The organism is Kribbella yunnanensis (genome assembly GCF_039529655.1).
GTDB lineage: Bacteria > Actinomycetota > Actinomycetes > Propionibacteriales > Kribbellaceae > Kribbella > Kribbella yunnanensis.
The window spans coordinates 130785-147157 of record NZ_BAAANF010000006.1 but is presented as its reverse complement, the minus strand read 5'-3'; the positions used below and the strand labels follow the sequence as shown (position 1 = coordinate 147157).

Annotated in this window: 13 protein-coding genes; 5 read left to right on the top strand and 8 right to left on the bottom strand. The window is 68.3% G+C overall.

From position 1 onward, the window contains the following. Positions 1–37 precede the first annotated feature (37 nt). From ABD231_RS10195 to ABD231_RS10175, 5 genes are all read right to left on the bottom strand, one after another. The gene (locus ABD231_RS10195; protein WP_344148679.1) at positions 38–2653 is read right to left on the bottom strand and encodes an ATP-binding protein; all 2616 of its coding nucleotides are present in this window, start codon (positions 2651–2653) and stop codon (positions 38–40) included. A 9-nt stretch (positions 2654–2662) separates the two neighbouring features. Beyond that, positions 2663–3310 (bottom strand): response regulator, encoded by a 648-nt coding sequence (locus ABD231_RS10190; protein WP_344148677.1) that lies wholly within the window; start codon positions 3308–3310, stop codon positions 2663–2665. Continuing rightward, positions 3307–4413 carry a sensor histidine kinase gene (locus ABD231_RS10185; RefSeq protein WP_344148800.1) on the bottom strand — a complete coding sequence of 369 codons (1107 nt, stop codon included), beginning with the start codon at positions 4411–4413 and terminating at the stop codon, positions 3307–3309. Before ABD231_RS10185 ends, ABD231_RS10190 begins: the two co-directional genes overlap by 4 nt. A gap of 17 nt (positions 4414–4430) precedes the next feature. After that, complete coding sequence (locus ABD231_RS10180) at positions 4431–5921, bottom strand: alpha/beta hydrolase (protein WP_344148674.1); 1491 nt, start codon at positions 5919–5921, stop codon at positions 4431–4433. 107 nt (positions 5922–6028) lie between these two features. Next, positions 6029–6715 carry a class I SAM-dependent methyltransferase gene (locus tag ABD231_RS10175; RefSeq protein WP_344148671.1) on the bottom strand — a complete coding sequence of 229 codons (687 nt, stop codon included), beginning with the start codon at positions 6713–6715 and terminating at the stop codon, positions 6029–6031. A 129-nt stretch (positions 6716–6844) separates the two neighbouring features. Between ABD231_RS10175 and ABD231_RS10170 the strand changes: the two genes are divergently transcribed. From ABD231_RS10170 to ABD231_RS10155, 4 genes are all read left to right on the top strand, one after another. Continuing rightward, on the top strand, positions 6845–7603 hold the full coding sequence (locus ABD231_RS10170) for a carbonic anhydrase family protein (RefSeq protein ID WP_344148668.1): 759 nt from the start codon (positions 6845–6847) through the stop codon (positions 7601–7603). Positions 7604–7685: 82 nt separating this feature from the next. Then, complete coding sequence (locus ABD231_RS10165) at positions 7686–8513, top strand: NADPH-dependent oxidoreductase (RefSeq protein ID WP_344148665.1); 828 nt, start codon at positions 7686–7688, stop codon at positions 8511–8513. Then, entirely contained in the window at positions 8510–9514 is a 1005-nt protein-coding gene (locus ABD231_RS10160) for an aldo/keto reductase (protein ID WP_344148662.1), read from the top strand. The genes ABD231_RS10165 and ABD231_RS10160 overlap by 4 nt, the downstream gene beginning before the upstream one ends. A 90-nt stretch (positions 9515–9604) precedes the next feature. Continuing rightward, positions 9605–10423: an alpha/beta hydrolase gene (locus tag ABD231_RS10155; protein ID WP_344148659.1), complete on the top strand. Its 819-nt coding sequence runs from the start codon at positions 9605–9607 to the stop codon at positions 10421–10423. Between the two features lie 13 nt (positions 10424–10436). Here the strand turns inward: ABD231_RS10155 and ABD231_RS10150 are convergent, their stop codons facing one another. The 3 genes from ABD231_RS10150 to ABD231_RS10140 all read right to left on the bottom strand — a co-directional run bounded on the left by ABD231_RS10150 (position 10437) and on the right by ABD231_RS10140 (position 15488). Then, complete coding sequence (locus ABD231_RS10150) at positions 10437–12062, bottom strand: ABC-F family ATP-binding cassette domain-containing protein (protein WP_344148656.1); 1626 nt, start codon at positions 12060–12062, stop codon at positions 10437–10439. Positions 12063–12241: 179 nt separating this feature from the next. Continuing rightward, entirely contained in the window at positions 12242–13657 is a 1416-nt protein-coding gene (locus ABD231_RS10145) for an amidase (RefSeq protein WP_344148653.1), read from the bottom strand. Between the two features lie 1015 nt (positions 13658–14672). Further along, entirely contained in the window at positions 14673–15488 is an 816-nt protein-coding gene (locus tag ABD231_RS10140; RefSeq protein ID WP_344148650.1) for a helix-turn-helix transcriptional regulator, read from the bottom strand. Positions 15489–15590: 102 nt separating this feature from the next. Here ABD231_RS10140 and ABD231_RS10135 point away from each other — a divergent pair, with 102 nt between their 5' ends. Further along, positions 15591–16367: an SDR family NAD(P)-dependent oxidoreductase gene (locus ABD231_RS10135; RefSeq protein WP_344148647.1), complete on the top strand. Its 777-nt coding sequence runs from the start codon at positions 15591–15593 to the stop codon at positions 16365–16367. Positions 16368–16373 lie beyond the last annotated feature (6 nt).

The following is a 16373-nucleotide window of genomic DNA, read 5'->3' as shown; positions in this document are numbered from 1 at the left end:
CGCGTCGCCCCAGTGATCCCACTGGGGGAGTCCCTGGTCACCGGGGCAGGGTGTCCCGCAGTTGCCGACGAGAAGTGATCCCGAGCTTCGCGAACGTCTTCCGCAGGTGCCACTCGACGGTCCGCGGACTCAGGAACAGCTGCGCCGCGATCTCGGGGTTGGTCAGCCCGTCGCGGGCCAGTCCGGCGATCTGCGCCTCCTGCGTGGTCAGGTCGTTCGCCGTCTCGACCGAGCGCTTCCGAACCGTCTCACCGGTCGCGAGCAGCTCATGCCGTGCCCGCTCCGCGAACGCCCCAAGCCCCAACGCGGTCAGCGTGTCGTGCGCCGTCCGCAGCTCGCCACGTGCGTCCGCGCGACGGCCTTCGCGACGCAACCATTCGCCGTACAGCAGCCGGCTGCGCGCGGCCTCGCCCTGCAGGATCGTGCGGTCGAGGCACTCGATGGAACGCCGGTACTGCGCCTCGTCGCCGTCCCGAAGCGCCCGGACGCGCGCCTCGATCCCGCGACTCCAGTCCGTCGGTACGGCGGTCGCCCGCTCGCTCAGCCAGGTGAGCGTCGACTCGACCAGCTTGCTGTCGCCGGTCCGGGATGCGGCCTCGGCGAGCTCGGCCGCGATCAGAGCGCCGTACCCGATGATGTCCTGGTCGAGGATCCACTGGGCCGCGTCCCGGGCGAGCTCGTAGCGACCGAGCCCGTTGTTCAGCACGGCTTGGGCATACCGGTTGAGGACACCAGCGCCGGTGCCGGCCTCGGTACCGCGGAAGGCGGCGAGCAGCAGGCCGCCGTACTGGATCGAGGGGTTGCCGGTGGCGGTCGCGATGCGGTCTTGTTCGTCGACCATCCGGGCCGCCTCGGCGAGCTCACCGGACAGGCAATGCAGGGCCGCGCCGAAGTCCAGCGCGAACTGCAGGCGCAGCAAGGCGCCGGTCTGCCGGGCGAGCCGTTCCTGGCGGGCAACCAGCCTGCGCGCGCTCTCGAGATCCCACAGGTCGATCGCGATGATGCCGGTGGCCAGATGCCCGGTCGGCTCGTCGGTGTGATCGCGCAGCTCGGCCGCGATCGCCTTGACCAGCCCCGGCGCCGCCGCGACATAGCCACTCGTGAACCGCGCGGCGAGCGCCTGCAGGAGCGAATCCTCCGGGGTAAGAGGTGCCGGTACGGCGGCCGCCGCCTCCGCGACGATTCCGTTCGCCTCGCGACCGGCCGCCCAGATGGCTGCGGTCAGGGCAGCGAGATGGGTGCTCTGGGCAAGGTCGGGCTTGAGCGGTTCGAGTCGCCGCGCGGCATCGAGCAGCGTCGCAGCCGCCTCGTGGTTGCGGCCTTGATCGAACTGGATCTGACCGCGCAACCGCTGAGCCAACGCCGATCGCAGTTCGTCCGGCGGACCGTTCTGCAGCTGGTCAAGGAGACCGAGCGCGGTGTCGAGCGCACCACCGGCACACCGCGCGGTCGCGGCGGCGAGCAGGCGTTCGGCTCGGCGATCGGGATCGAGGGTCAGCTCCACCGCTCGTTCGAGGAAGGCACCGGCAGCGAAGTGCCCGCCGCGTTCCCGGACCCCGGCCGCGGACCGTTCGAGTTCGGCGGCCACGTCCTCGTCGGGGAGCGGGGCTGCCTGACCGCGATGCCAGGCGCGGCGGGCCGGGTCGCGATCCGGATCCGTCACCTCGGCCAGCGCCAGATGGGCGGCCTGCCGATCCGACGCGGCCGCTGTCCGGTACGCCGTCGATCGGACCAGTGGGTGCCGGAATCGGATGTGCGTGCCGAACGTGATGAGCCCCGACTCAAGGGCCGCGGTAGCTGCGTCGGCTCCGAGCCCCAGGCGTTCGGCGGCGCGCCAGAGCAGGGTCGGATCGCCGAGCGGTTCGGCGGCGGCCAAGATGAGGAGTTGCCGGGCCTCGGCCGGTAGGTCGTCCAGCCGATGTTCGAAGCTCTCCTCGATCAAGGCGATCCGGCCGTCGGCGCGACCGACGCCGGTGTGCGGAAGTTCAAGCAGCGCAAGGGGATTGCCCTGCGCTTCGGCGACGATCCGGTCCTTGACCCGCGGATCGATCAATCCCGGGACGGTCGACTCCAGCAGGGTCTGGGCATCGGCACGATCCAGTCCGCCGAGCTCCAGTTCGCGCAGTCCCGTGAACCCGTGATCGAAGCCGTTGCGGACAGCAATGATCATCACCACCGACTCGGCGTTCAGTCGGCGGGCCACGAAGGCGAGGATGAGTTCGGACATCTTGTCGAGCCACTGCGCGTCGTCGATGACACAGACCAGCGGTTGGTCGGCGGCCGCGTCGGCGAACAGGTTCAGGACGGCCAGTCCGACCAGGAACGCGTCCGGCGTCGGCCCGCTGACCAGGCCGAACGCCGTACCGAGGGCTTCGGCGAGTGGAGCCGGCAGCTGGTCGCGGTGATCCAGAAACGGCTGGCAGAGCGGATAGAGACCGGCGTACGCGAGCTCCATCTCGGCCTCGACCCCGGCGGTCCGGGTGAACACGCAGCCGCTGGTCCGCGACTCCATTGCCTCCAGCAACGCCGTCTTCCCGACGCCGGGCTCACCGCGCAGTACGAGGACCGCACTGCGGCCGCCACGGGCCGCGTCGACCAAGCGGTCGAGTTCGGCGCTCTCCAAGCGCCGCCCCACGAGCTCTGCTCTGCCCACCAGGGCATGCTAGCGAACGAGCCCTGATTCCCAGGCCCAGACGGCGACCTCGGTCCGGTTGCGGGCGGTGATCTTGCGCTGGATCGCGGTCAGGTGCGACTTCACCGTGGACAGTGAGATCAGCAGTTCCTTGCTGATCTCGGCGTTGGTCCGGCCGCGCGCTACGGCCATCGTGACGTCGAGTTCGCGCTGGGTGAGCGCCGGTACGGCGGGCCGCGCCTTCCCGCTCGGTCCGCTGAACTGGGCGAGCAGCCGGGTGGTGATCGACGGGGAGACCAGGGACTCGCCGTTCGCCGCCGCGTGCACGGCCTCGACCAGCAGTCGCGGACCGGCGTCCTTCAGCAGGAAGCCACAGGCGCCCGCGCGGAGAGCCTCGTGCACGAGCTCGTCCAGATCGAACGTCGTCACAACCAGTACGCGGAGCGGGTCGGCGACGTCCGGACCGGCCAGGATCCGGGTCGCGGCCAGGCCGTCGACGAGCGGCATCCGGATGTCCATCAGCGTCACGTCCGGCCGGAGTTCCTGGGCGAGGGACACGGCCTGCCGACCGTCGGCCGCTTCGCCGACCACCTCGACCCCGGGCTCACGCTCCAGGATCAGCCGGAACCCCGTCCGCACCAGAGCCTGGTCGTCGGCTATCAGCACCCGCAGCGTCACAAGCCATCCTTCGGTAGGGGGAGTTCGGCGAGAACCCGCCAGCCGCGCTCACCATCTGGTCCGGTGGTCAGCCGGCCGCCGAGCGCCTCGATCCGCTCGCGCATCCCGATCAGCCCGTAACCATCCGCCGTACGGCGGGAGCGGGCGACCCCGTCGTTGTCGATCGCGACGCGCAGCCGGCGGTCCTCGACATCGACCGCGACCGTCACGTGCCGCGCCTCGGGCGCATGTTTCGCGACATTCGTCAGCGACTCAAGCACGATGCGGTGGACGGTCGAGACGGTCTCCGGAGCAACCGCCAACTCGGCGAGACCCGGTGCCAATTCGAGCGCGACCCGATCGTTGCCATCGACAACGGACTCGATCGCCTCGACCAGACCGCCGGTCGTCACGGGCGGGGCGTCTTCGGGACTGCGCAGTACGCCGACCAGCCGTCGTACCGCGGCCAGCGCCTCGGAACCGGCCTGCTCGATCTCGCCGAGCATCTCGTGTTCGGTGCTGTCGGCAAGCACCACTTGGGCCGCCTGCGCGCGGACGACCACGCCGGTGATGTGGTGCGCGACGAGGTCGTGTAACTCCCGGGCCAGGGCCAGCCGCTCGCGGTTGCGGGCGGCTGCCAAAGCGGCCTCGCGGCGGGCGTCACTGTCGCGCAACATCAGCCCGACCGCCACCCCGACTCCCCACAGGATCGCCCAGAAGATAGCGACAGTCAGTCGCGGCTGGTCCTCGCCGTACCGGAGTTGAGGTGCGACGACCATCGCCGCCCCACCGAGTACGGCGAGGATGCCCGCCCGGAGTGAGGCGAGCCGATGGCAGCACGCGCCGATCAGGAGCGCGAGCCCCGTGGTCTCGCAGTCGCCTCCCAGTGGCGCGGACGGCGTGGAGAGCAGGCTGACACCGCTGACCAGCAACGAGATGGCGATCGCCACAGCCGCGAGCTGCCCGGTCCAGCCGGGGTAGCGACGGCGCAGCAGCGCGAGGACACAGATGACCGCGCCCGACGAGTAGTAGAGAACCTCGCCGGGCTGGGCTCCGTTCAGGATGATCCGACGGATCAGCTCGTCGACGTTCAGGCCGGCGAGGAGCAAGATCTCGAGGATCATCACGGCGCGGGAGCGTGTCACCGAGGCGCCGCCGCTGCCGAGCAGGCGTAGTCGTGCGCCGGGCGGGCACCAGTGGTCAGGAAGGTCGTCACCGCGTAGTTCGCGCACCGGTTGCGCCCGAACAGGTAGACGCCATGACCACCTTCATCGGCCGTGACCATCGTCGTCCGCTGCCCCAGGGCCTGGCGCAGCTTCCGGGCACCGGCCAGGGGAGTGGCGGGATCGCGGAGGTTCTGCACCATCAGCACATTAGCCGGACCGTCGTCATTGACGCGGACGGGTGGCTCGGTCGAGTCCGGCCAGTAGGCGCACGGCTGGATATTGGCCCCGGCCGCACCCCACAGCGGGTAGCGCACGCGATCGACGGCGACGGCACGCTGGTAGGTCGCGACCGACGTCGGCCAGCGCGAGTCGTTGCAGATGATGGCGTACCGGCCCGAAATGAGCTGGTCAGCACCGCTCGCAGCCGACTTCATCTCACCAGGCGGAGCCGGCGGCTGGTTCGCGTCCAGCGACTTCCACAGCTGGGCAAGCATCGGCAGCTGAGCGGCGCCGTACAAGAAGCCGAAGGTGATCAGCCGGAACATGGCACCGTCGTACACGCCGTCGGGTGCGACCACCGGCTTCTTGTCCAGCCGCGCCGCCAGCGCGTGGTACTTCGCGATGACCTGAGCCTGCGTCCGGCCCAGCCCGTACTCACGGAAGTTGGCCGCGACGTACGCCGCGAAATCCGGCAGCCGATCCTCGACACCCTGACTCCACAGTCGGTCGCTGGGGTAGTCCCAACCGCGCGGAGCGAGGTTGCTGTCGAGCACGATCCGGTCGCTGCGCTGCGGGAACAGCGTCGTGTAAACCGCCCCGAGATGCGTACCCCACGACGCGCCGAGGTACGACGCTGTGGTCTCGCCGAGTGCGCTGCGGATCTGGTCCATGTCGCGTGCCGTGTTGGCAGTCGACATGTGGGGGAGCAGCGCGGCCGTCTCCGAACTCCAACACTGCTTGGCGATCTGCTGTACCTCGGCCGCGCGCTTCGCAACATCGGCCGCAGACTTCGCGTACGGCGGGATGTTCCCGTACAGCTGCTGTTCCGCGGTCAGGCCGCACGACACCGGCGTACTGTGCCCGATCCCACGCGGATCGAACCCGATCACGTCATAGCTGTCGAGCACACTCTGCGGCATCTTGGCGGCCACCAGCGTGGCCGGATACCCGAGCCCGGCACTAGGCCCACCAGGGTTGACCAGCAGGATCCCGCGCCGCTGATCCGGTTTCTTACTGGCCACCCGCGAGATCGCGATCTCGATCTTCTGGCCGCCTGGATTGCGGTAGTCGAGCGGGACTTTCAGCGTTGCGCACTGCATTCCCGGTGGCACGGGCACGCCCGGCGAGACATCTGCCGGACACGCGCCCCACTTCAGATCATGTGATGGTTCGGCCTGTGACGTACCGGGGATCAGCGCCGTCGCCACAGTGGCGGCGGCAACCGCCACGGACAAGGTCTTCCGCATCTCGAATTCCTCCCGAGCTTTGTGGACGACCCCAACCCTTCCGGCTGGCTCACCGCCTCACATCCCACGCTCGGCCACTTCGGACCCGGCCAAAAGTACGAGGCTGTTCAGCTGGCCCGGAGGATCATGAACGGCGGTCGATCGGCCAGCTCGGTCGGCACATCGCGGCCGGTCGCCGCGATCCGCCGTACGGTGTCGTAGCCGGCGGCGTGTAGGCCTTCGATGAGTACGTCGGTCGCCCAACTGCCGGACTGGAAGCTGAAGCTGCCGCCGTCGTAGAAGATCGTCGCCTCGTAGGGTTGGCGGCCGTCGACGGCGGGGCCGTTCGGGTGCTGCTGTACGCCGAACCGTCGATCCTGCGTGCTGAGCACATTCCAGTCGGCGTCGGCGTTGGCGGTCACGAGTAGGAGGTCGTCACCGGCGACGGCGAAACCCTTGAGCATGGCGTCAAGGTCGGCCCGCGTTTCCGCGTGGTTCACGAGCCACATGGCGGTGACGAGATCGAACCGGCCGTCCTGGGCGCCGCGGGTGGCGTCGCCGAGCAGGTACTCGATCTCGCCGGGGACTGACTTGGCGATCGCGATCATCTCCGCGGACAGGTCGACGCCGACGACTCGGTCGGCACCTTGTGCTGCCCAGAGCCGGCTGTAGAAGCCGGTGCCGCAGCCGACGTCGAGGACGGTTCGCCCGGCCAGTCCGCCGACCTCCGCGAGTACGACGTCCTGCTGGAACTGGCCCGCGACGGACAAGTTCCATTGGTCGTAACGGCCGGCCAGCGTTGCGTACGTCTCCATGATTCGAGTTTGTCAGCGGGTCGGCCGCAAACCCCAGCCCCTTCGGGCAGCTGTCAGGGACAGGCGCATACTGCTCCAGGCGACCGGATGAGGCCGGCCGCCTTTCTGCCCACAGTTCGGAGTATTCCCATGTCCGGTTTGACCCGGCGTTCCGTCCTACTCGCCGTACCAGCAGCCGCCGCCGCGATCGCGTCCCCGGTCCTGATCAGCAGAGCGACCGCCGCTACCCCGCATCAGAGCCCGATCGACATCCACCGCAGTGGAGTCGTCGTCAGCCACGATCTGCCCGCGTTGCACGTGCACTACCCGCACTCGCTCGACCTCGAGATCCGTTATGAGAGCAAGGACTCCGGTCAGCCCGGCGGCTGCGAGCACCGCACCTCCGAGGAGACCGTGCTGGCCGAGATCCCGGCCGGCGCTGCCTGGGTGACGCTCGGCGGTGTCCGCTACAACCTCGCCAACTTCCACTTCCACACCCGCTCGGAGCACCGGCTCGACGGGCATCAGTTCCCGCTCGAGCAGCACTGGGTCCACCTCGGCCCGAACGGCGAGAAGCTGGTCATCGGCCAGTTCATCACCACCGGCGGCCACGGCGGTACCCTCCAGGACCAGGCCCTCGCGACCGTCCCGGAGGAGTGCGGCGAGAACGTCCGCCTGCACCACGCCAACCTGGCCGCGGCCCTCCCGACCGACCTCTCCACCTTCCGGTACGACGGTTCGCTGACGACCGCGCCGTACTCGGAACCCGTGTCCTGGCTGGTGCTCAAGCACATCCGCGAGATCAAGACCTCCTCGCTGACGCACTTCCAGACCCGCTTCCCGGACGGCGACAGCCGCCCGGTGCAGGCGCTGAACGGGCGGACCGTCAAGTACCGCCCCCAGCACTGAGTTTCAGCGCCACCTCTTGAGACGGCCACGGGTCGTGGCGGAATGTCTTCTAAGTTGGTGGACAACTGAGGAGGAGATACCCGTGAGTGTGTCTGCGGAGGCGTCGTACCAATTGCGGTACGGAGGACAGCCGGTGGGTGAGCCATCGGCCGAATGGACCGAGGTGCTGGCGCAACAGCTAGCGCACCGGTCGGTACGACGGTATCGGGCGGACGACCAGGTGTCGGACGAGACGCTGACCGCGTTGATCGCGGCCGCTCAATCCGCGCCGACCTCGGGGAATCTGCAGTTGTGGAGCGTGGTGGCGGTGCGCGACGACGCGCGCCGCCGCCGGCTCGCCGTACTGGCTGGTGAGCAGGACTTCATCGCGCAGGCGCCGTTGTTCCTGGTCTGGCTGGCGGACCTGGCCCGCGCTCGGCAGGTGACGTCGAGCGTCGGGTCGCCGACTGCCGAGGGCGCGGACTTCGTCGAGGCCGCCCTGCTGTCGTTTATCGACACCGCGCTGGCCGCGCAGAACGCCTCGCTCGCGGCCGAGTCGCTCGGTCTGGGCACGGTCTTCGTCGGTGCCATCCGCAACAACCCGCTGGAGGTGGCCGCTGAGCTCGGGCTGCCGCCGAATGTGTTCCCGGTCTTCGGGCTGACGATCGGTCACCCTGATGAGCTCGTGGAGACCGCGGTCAAGCCGCGACTGCCACAGGAGGCGGTGTTGCATCGCGAGCAGTACGCGTCGGAGCCGCCGACCGCGCACCTCGAGAACTACGAGGATGTCCTCAACGGCTTCTACGCCGCCGCCGGCCTCCCGGAGAGCTGGGCGCAACGAGTCGCTCACCGCTTCGGCAGTGTCGCCGGACTCAAGGGCCGCGAACACCTTCGCGCCGCGCTCCTCGACCGCGGGTTCCAGCTCCGATGAGCGCCGAGCCGACTCGCTACGAGACGCTGGACTACCGTCGTACGGGGAGCTCGGGGCTGAAGTTGCCAGCGTTCTCGTTCGGCTTGTGGCAGAAGTTCGGGCGCGACTACTCCTACGCCACGCAACGCGAGATTCTCTTACACGCCTTCGATCTGGGCATCACCCACTTCGACAACGCCGACCGCTACGGCCCACCGCACCGGGCCGCTCAGGAGACGTTCGGCAGGTTGCTCGCGACCGACCTGGCGCCGTACCGGGATGAGCTGATCCTGGCGACGAAGGCGGGAAACCCGATCGGACCCGGCCCGTATCAGAGTGGCGGTTCGCGCAAGTCGTTGCTGACCTCGCTCGACCAGAGCCTGCGGGATCTCGGCACCGACTACGTCGACATCTTCTATCACCACCGTCCCGACCTGGACACGCCGCTGGAGGAGACCGTCGGCGCGCTCGTCAGCGCAGTCGATCAGGGCAAGGCCCTGTACGTCGGCATCAGCAACTACCTGCCTGATCGCGCCGAGGCCGCCGCGAACCTACTCAAGGCCGCCGGCGTCCCACTCCTCATAGACCAGAGCCGCTACTCGATCTACGACCGCCGCCCCGAAACCGACGGCCTCCTGGAAACGGCCGATCGCAACGGCTTCGGCGTCATCGTCTACAGCCCACTCGCCCAAGGCCTGTTGACCGACAAATACCTCGACACGATCCCTGACGGCGCCCGCGCGCAGAACAGCACGTTCCTCTCACCGGATGTCATCGACGACACCTACCGCCGCCGTACGGCGGAGCTGAACAAACTAGCCGAATCCCGCGGCCAGTCCCTCGCCCAACTCGCCTTGCAATGGGTACTGCGCCGCCCCGAGGTCACGTCGGCACTGATCGGCGCCAGCTCAACCGCACAACTCGACCACAACCTGCAAGCACTCACCTTCGCACCGCTGACGGTCGAGGAGCTCGCACTCATCGACCGCCACGGCGTCCACGGCACGGGCCTTAAGTTGTGACCTCGGGCTCGCCGAGCGAGAGGCGAGATGTTGGATCAGATCGTGAGATAGCCATCGTCCGCGGTGAGGTTTCTTGACTAGCGTCAAGATATGCCGATCAGCCCGAAACTCCCGATCGTTCTCGTCCACGGTCTGTGGATGACACCGAAGAGCTGGGACACCTGGGCGGAGTACTTCCGCAGCCAGGGCCACGAGGTCGTCGTACCGGGCTGGCCGGGCATTGACGACCGCAGCGTCGCCGACATCCGGTCCAACCCGGAGCCGCTGCGGGGGATCGGCCTCAAGCAGATCGCCGACCACTACGAGGCGATCATCCGCAAGCTCCCGGTGAAGCCGATCATCATGGGTCACTCGTTCGGTGGCGTCCTGACCCAGATGCTTGCCGACCGCGGTCTGGGTGCCGTGTACGTCGGAGTCGCGCCCGGCCAAACGGCCGGCGTCACAACACTCCCGCTCTCGACCCTGTGGACCGGCTTCCCGATCCTGTCGAACCCCTTCGGCAAGAACGGCGCCAAGCCGCTGTCGAAGCGCCACTTCCACTTCACCTTCGGCAACGACCTACCCCGGAGCGAGTCGGACAAGCTCTGGCAGGAGTACGCCGTCAACTCGTACAACCGGGTCTTCTTCGAGGGTGTCTCCTCCGTCCTGAACAGCAAGACCGGCGTCACCAAGGTCGACTACGGCCGCGCCGACCGAGCCCCGCTCCTGATCATCGTCGGCAGCATCGACCACGTCGTACCGCCGGCCATCGGCAAGGCAGTCCTCGCCAAATACAAGAACTCCGGCGGCCCCGCAACCGTCGAGTTCAAGGAGTACCCCGGCCGCACCCACCGCCTCGTCAGCCAGGACGGCTGGGAGGAAATCGCCGACTACGCCCTCACCTGGGCCGTCGCCCACGCCCAGGCGTAGCCGGCGCTCACGGTCAAAGTTGCAACGCCGGCCAGTCGGACAGGTCCCGGAGGAGTTGGCGGTCGTGGGTGGCGATGACGACCGCGGCCGGGGTGGTGCGCAGTGCGTCGGTGAGTTCGTCGACCACGGCGATCGACAGGTGGTTGGTTGGTTCGTCCAGCAGTACGACGTGGGGTCGGGCGGCGAGCAGGATCGCCAGATCGAGTCGGCGCTGCTGGCCGATCGACAGTTCGCCGATCGGGCGGGACGACTCCTTGGAACCCAGCAGGCCGAGTTCGCTCAACGAGACGCGCTCGGACTCGGCGAGCTTGCCGGTACTGACGAGTCGACCGACCGCCGCGTCGTACACCTCATAAGCACGGCGAGCGGACGGTTCCGGCGACTCCTGACTCAGCAACCCGATCCGGACGTTCGGCCCGTGCTGGACCACACCTGTTGCTGGAGGCAACTGACCGGCTAGGAGCGAGAGCAGCGTCGATTTCCCCGCGCCGTTCGGGCCGGTCACGAGCAGGCGGTCACCCGACTGCAGTAGGGCCGACTCGATCGGCTCGAGTCGACCCGGCATGCCAGCCGAGGTGGCCTGGATCAGCGTCGCGCCAGGACGCGAACCGAGCTCTGGCATCCGGAACCGCATCGGCGGCCGGGGGACTGAGATGACGTGGGCTTCGAGATCCTCCTGTCGTCGGTGTACCGCGCGGACCAGTGCGGGCGCGCGAGTCGCACGAGCGTGCTTGCCGGTGCCCTTGGGTGGGCGCCAGCCGGTGGACAACCGGTTCTGCGCGGTCGACAGATCGTTCGCGAGTTGCTGACGTTCGGCGACCTGCGTGCGGTACTCGTCCTCCCACCGGTCGCGCTCGGCCAAACGGCCTTCCTGGTAACCGACATAGCCTCCGCCGTACGTGCGCGGTAAGTCGTCGCTAGTCGGATCCAGATCGAGGATCGCCGTAGCGACATCCGAGAGCAGCGCGCGGTCGTGGCTGACGAGAACCACGCCACCGGGATGCGCTTGCAACTGCGCGGTCAGATACGCGAGACCGCCTGCATCCAGATGGTTGGTGGGCTCGTCGAGCAACAGCAGCTCGTGCCCGGCGCCGAGCAGACACGCCAGCCGAATCCGGTAGCGCTGCCCGACCGAAAGCGTCGACAGCACGCGACTCCGATCGTCAACCGCACCCAACGCCGCGAGCGCAATGTCGACCCGCCGATCGGCGTCCCACGCGTCCAACGCCTCGGCGACGGCGAGAGCATCGGCGTACAGGTCGTCCGCGCCAGGCCGCTGCTCGGCAAGCGCCGCGGCCGCAGCGTCGAACGCCGCCAACGCAGCCCGTACGTCGGTCAGTTCGACGTCGATGAGGTCGCCGACAGTGCGGTCGTCGGCGACCGGCATCTCCTGGTCGGCGATCCCGATCGCACCGGTACGGCGGACTTCGCCGGCGTCGGGAACGAGTCGCTCGGCCAGGATCTGCAGCAGTGTGGTCTTCCCGCGACCGTTCTCGCCGACCACACCGAGCCGATCCCCGGCCGACACGGTGAGGTCGACACCGTTCAGGACGGGATGACCGCCCCGCGCGATCCGGATCCCGCTCGCGGTCAGGTGCGCTCGGGCACGGGTAGCTAGGGCAGTGGTGATGCTGGACATACTTCCTCCGAAGCGAACCCGGGCAGAGCTCTGCCGAGGTTCGGTGACATGGATTGACAGCGGACGTCTGAACCGCGGCCGAGCCCGATCGGGCGCCGCGGGATCCAGGTCTGTCAGAGGAAGTAGTAATACTGCATGCCCAAACCGTACCAAAGCCCTCAACCGACGTCGTGCCAATTTCAGAGCAACTCGGCCAACCGAAGCGGCGTGCGATCCTCGAACATCGGGCCGATCAACTGCACCCCCACCGGCAGTCCCTCCGGCGAACGACCAGCCGGTACGGCGGTCGCCGGCAGCCCGGGCATCGTCGCCAAACCCGCCCAGACGAGCTGATCGAAGTACGGGTACTCGACGCCGTCGATGTCGAGCCGCCGTTCCAGCACATCGGGGTTGTGGTCATGCCGGAACGCAGGCGTCGGTGTGATCGGACACACCACGACATCGAACTCCTCAAACAGCCGCCGCCAACCATGCCGATGAAGCTCGCGCTGGCTGTTGACCTCGAGCCAGTCGCGATGACTGAGCACCATGGCCCGCAACCGCGCCGCATCAAGACTCTGGTCGTCCGCGCTCAACCCGGCGGCCTGGATCTGCAGCTGCTCGTATTCGTCCACGGGGAAGCGCGCGACAGACCCCGAGAACAGGAACTGCATGTAGAGCCGCGCGCCCTCAACCAGGTCAGGCAGCAACGGACTATGCCGTTCGACCTGAGCCCCGCCATCAACCAGCGCGCCAGCCACCCGCTGCACGCCAGCCCGCACAGCGGCCCCCGTCGGGATGAGCGGATGCTCGTCGACAACCAGCACCCGAAAGTCACTCAACCGCTCGTGCCGTGCCGGCGGCAGGCTCGTGACCTGCGCCTTCCCGCCCGTCAGCGGATCCGCTCCGGCCATAACATCAAGCAGGAGCGTGAGATCCCCGGCACTACGCGCCATCGGACCGACCACCGCCAGATCGAGATCGACCGGCAACGCAGGCTCCGGCGGCACCACCATCCCCCGAGTAGCCGCCAACCCGAGTGTCGGCTTATGCGCATACACACCACAGAAATGCGCCGGCGTCCGCAACGAACCGCCCAGATCCGAACCGATCGACAACGCACCGAACCCAGCCGCCAGCGCCGCCGCCGATCCACCGGACGAACCACCCGACGTACGGTCGTGATCCCACGGATTGCTGGTAGTGCCGTAAATCTCGTTGAAGCTCTGAATGTCCTGCAACCCCAACGGCACATTCGTCTTCCCCAGCACCACCGCCCCCGCCGCCTTGAGCCGAGACACCTGTACGGCGTCCTCAGTCGGCACAAACTCCCGGTACTCCGGCAGCCCCCAGGTGGTCGGCAGCCCGACCATGTTGTAGCACTCCTTGACAGTCACCGGAATCCCCAGCAACGCCCGATCCTCACCACGCGCCCGCTCCCGGTCGGCCTCCCGCGCCGCAACCCGCGCCCCCTCAAAGTCCCGCACACAAATCGCGTTGATCGCCGTGTCATCCCGCTCGATCCGCGCAATCGCCTCCTCGGTCAGCTCCACCGAGCTCACCTCACCCGCCCGCAACGCCGCCAGCATCTCTTCCGCCGTCTGAAATTTCTCCATGAATCGACCGTATAGACGCCCCCGAGAAGCCATAAAACCCAAATTCCCGCCACCCCCGCTGTGTGGAAAGAAGTCGTCGCCAGGTGACTGCGATCGACCACAAAGCGGCCAACTAGGCCACGGCGATGCGGCCGGAAACCTACGGCGGTCCCTGACCGCCGCTGCGGCCGGCTTACAGAGGAGGTGTGGCTGGCCGGACGTGTGGCTGAGCCGCTTGGCGAGGCCAGCGACCAGAGGCGCACGCCGCCTCGGGCTGACGGTCTTCGGTTGCCGCCGAGGGTGATGTGCCCTGTCAAGTGACCCATCGCGGTGGTTTCTGCCGTTACACGAATGCCTACTGTCACCCAGCGGCAGTGGACCTCCGCAAACCCTCACCCGCGCCCCGCCCCTCCCCGGAATCCGCACTGTGGGGCGCATCTCGGGCCGGTGAGGCCAACTATCTTCCCCACCCGCTGAGCGGCAGCCGGTCGACCGCGGCCGGCGACTGCCGCCAGTCGCTGACGTCCGTTCCCGGACTCGGCCGAGCCGGCAACCGGGGGTTTGGACAGGAACTGGTGGCGGTGAACAGGTGATTCCTTGTTCACGCCCACCGTGCGGTCTCCGCACCCCCCGGTTCGCTCCCCAGCTCGAGCCGGCGTGCGCCCAGCAACTCGCTCGGGCGGCCGCCGTCCACCGCTGCACCCCGCCCTCTTCCGTCCCACGTCATTTGGTGGGCTGACCCAGCGGGTTGTGGGTGGTCCACCCGCATGCGGTGGGTAGACCCACAACGGGATGGGCTGACCCATCAAATGCCCGCGGTCGGGGCGGGTGCCACGGGGTGGGTGGGTTGGTTGGGAGGCGTGCGATGCATTGGCCTCAGCCATAGCCCGGAAGCCCAGGCGACGGGAACCGCGGTAACCGACCTCGCCAACCCGCCCAGCCACAGACCCGCCTAGCCACAACTCCTCTGTAAGCCGGCCGCAGCGGCGACCAGCCACAGCCCACGTTTCCGGCCGCACAGGAATGCAACGGGTGTTCAGGCGCCGACTGACATGAGCAGGGCTAGCTTCTCGGCGTCGGAAGATCCCGGTTCGGCGGTGTAGATCATGATGCGGAGGTCGTCGCCGGCCACCTGTAGGACGTCGCAGTCGAGGGTGATCGCACCGGCGACGGGGTGGTCGATGATCTTCCGTCCGGCTTGGTGTTCCGCGACGACGCCGGATTCCCAGAGTTCGGCGAAGCGGGGTGAGCGGCGACGGAGTTCGTCCACAAGCGCCTGCAGGTTGGGGTCGTTCGGATAGCGGCCCGCTGTACGGCGGAGGTCGGCGACCTGCAGTTCTTGGAGCTGACCGAGGGAGGCGGGGGTTTGTCGGACGCGCGACGTGGAGCCGAGGAAGTTTCGCCAGGCGGCGTTGCGTTCGTGGCCGGTTCGCTCGCCCATCAGCTCGACGTAGAGCGCGTTGGCGTGGAGTTCGGTCAGCATCGCGTCGAACACTGCGACCGGGGTGTCGTTCAGTCGGTCGAGCATTCGTTGCACGCTTGGCGAAATGGTCCGCGGAATGCGATCGGGAACAGGTGAGGCCAAGCCGGCCAGTTGGTAGAGATGACTGCGCTCGGGGGTGGCCAGCTGCAGGGTTCGGGCGAGTGCCTCGATGACCTGGGGGGACGGGTTGGCGGCTCGGCCCTGTTCCAGTCGGGTGAGGTAGTCGGCCGAGATTCCGGCTAGCTGGGCGAGCTCCTCGCGACGCAGACCCGGCGTACGGCGGGTGCCGTTGCCGGGCAGGCCGACGTCGCCGGGCGCGACTGCTGCACGCCACGTCATGAGCGCCTCGCCGAGGCCTGTCCGCGCCATCGCTCCCAGTATGCACGGACCGATGGAGTCTGCCTGGCCCTGTGAGTCCTAGGAAGGAGAGGCGACTACCTGTCCGAGGATCACCGGGGCAGTGTGGAAGACATGAAGAACAAACTTGCTCTCGTCACCGGTGCCACGTCCGGCATCGGCGCGGCCTTCGCCGAGCGGCTCGCTGTGGACGGCTACGACCTGGTCCTGGTCGGCCGCAGGAAGGAGCGCCTCGACGAGTTCGCTGCCGCGCATCCGGAGGTGGCGGTCACCGCCGTCAGTGCGGACCTCTCGACCGATGACGGGATCGACACCGTCGCACGTCTCGCCGCGACCGAACCGCTGGATCTGCTCGTCAACAACGCCGGTGTCTCGCACTACATGCCGATGGCCGAGTTGCCGGCCGCCAAGGCGCGTGAGCTGCTCGGGGTGAAGGTGCTCGCGCCAACCTTGATCACCCGCGCCGCGGTCGGCCCGATGCAGCAGCGTGGCACCGGGGCGATCATCAACGTCGCCGGGATGATCGCGTTCAGTGGACCGGCGGACAAGTCGGTGCTGCCACGACGAGCGACGTACGCCGGAGCGCTGGCGCACCTGGTCGCGATGTCGCAGGCGTTGAGCGCCGAACTCGACGGCACCGGCGTCCAGGTGCAGGTGCTCTGTCCGGGCGTGGTCGCGACCGAGTTCCACACCAGGCAGGGCCTGGACCTGAGCGCCGTACCGCGGATGAGCCCGGCCGACGTAGTCACCGCCAGCCTGCGCGGTCTCGCACAAGGCGAGGTCGTCACCGCACCCGGAGTCGAGGACACCGGCCTGCTAGACGCCGTCTTCCAGGCAGACCTAGCCGCCTTCGGTGCCCAGAGCCCCCAACTGGCAACCCGCTACCGCTGACCGGCC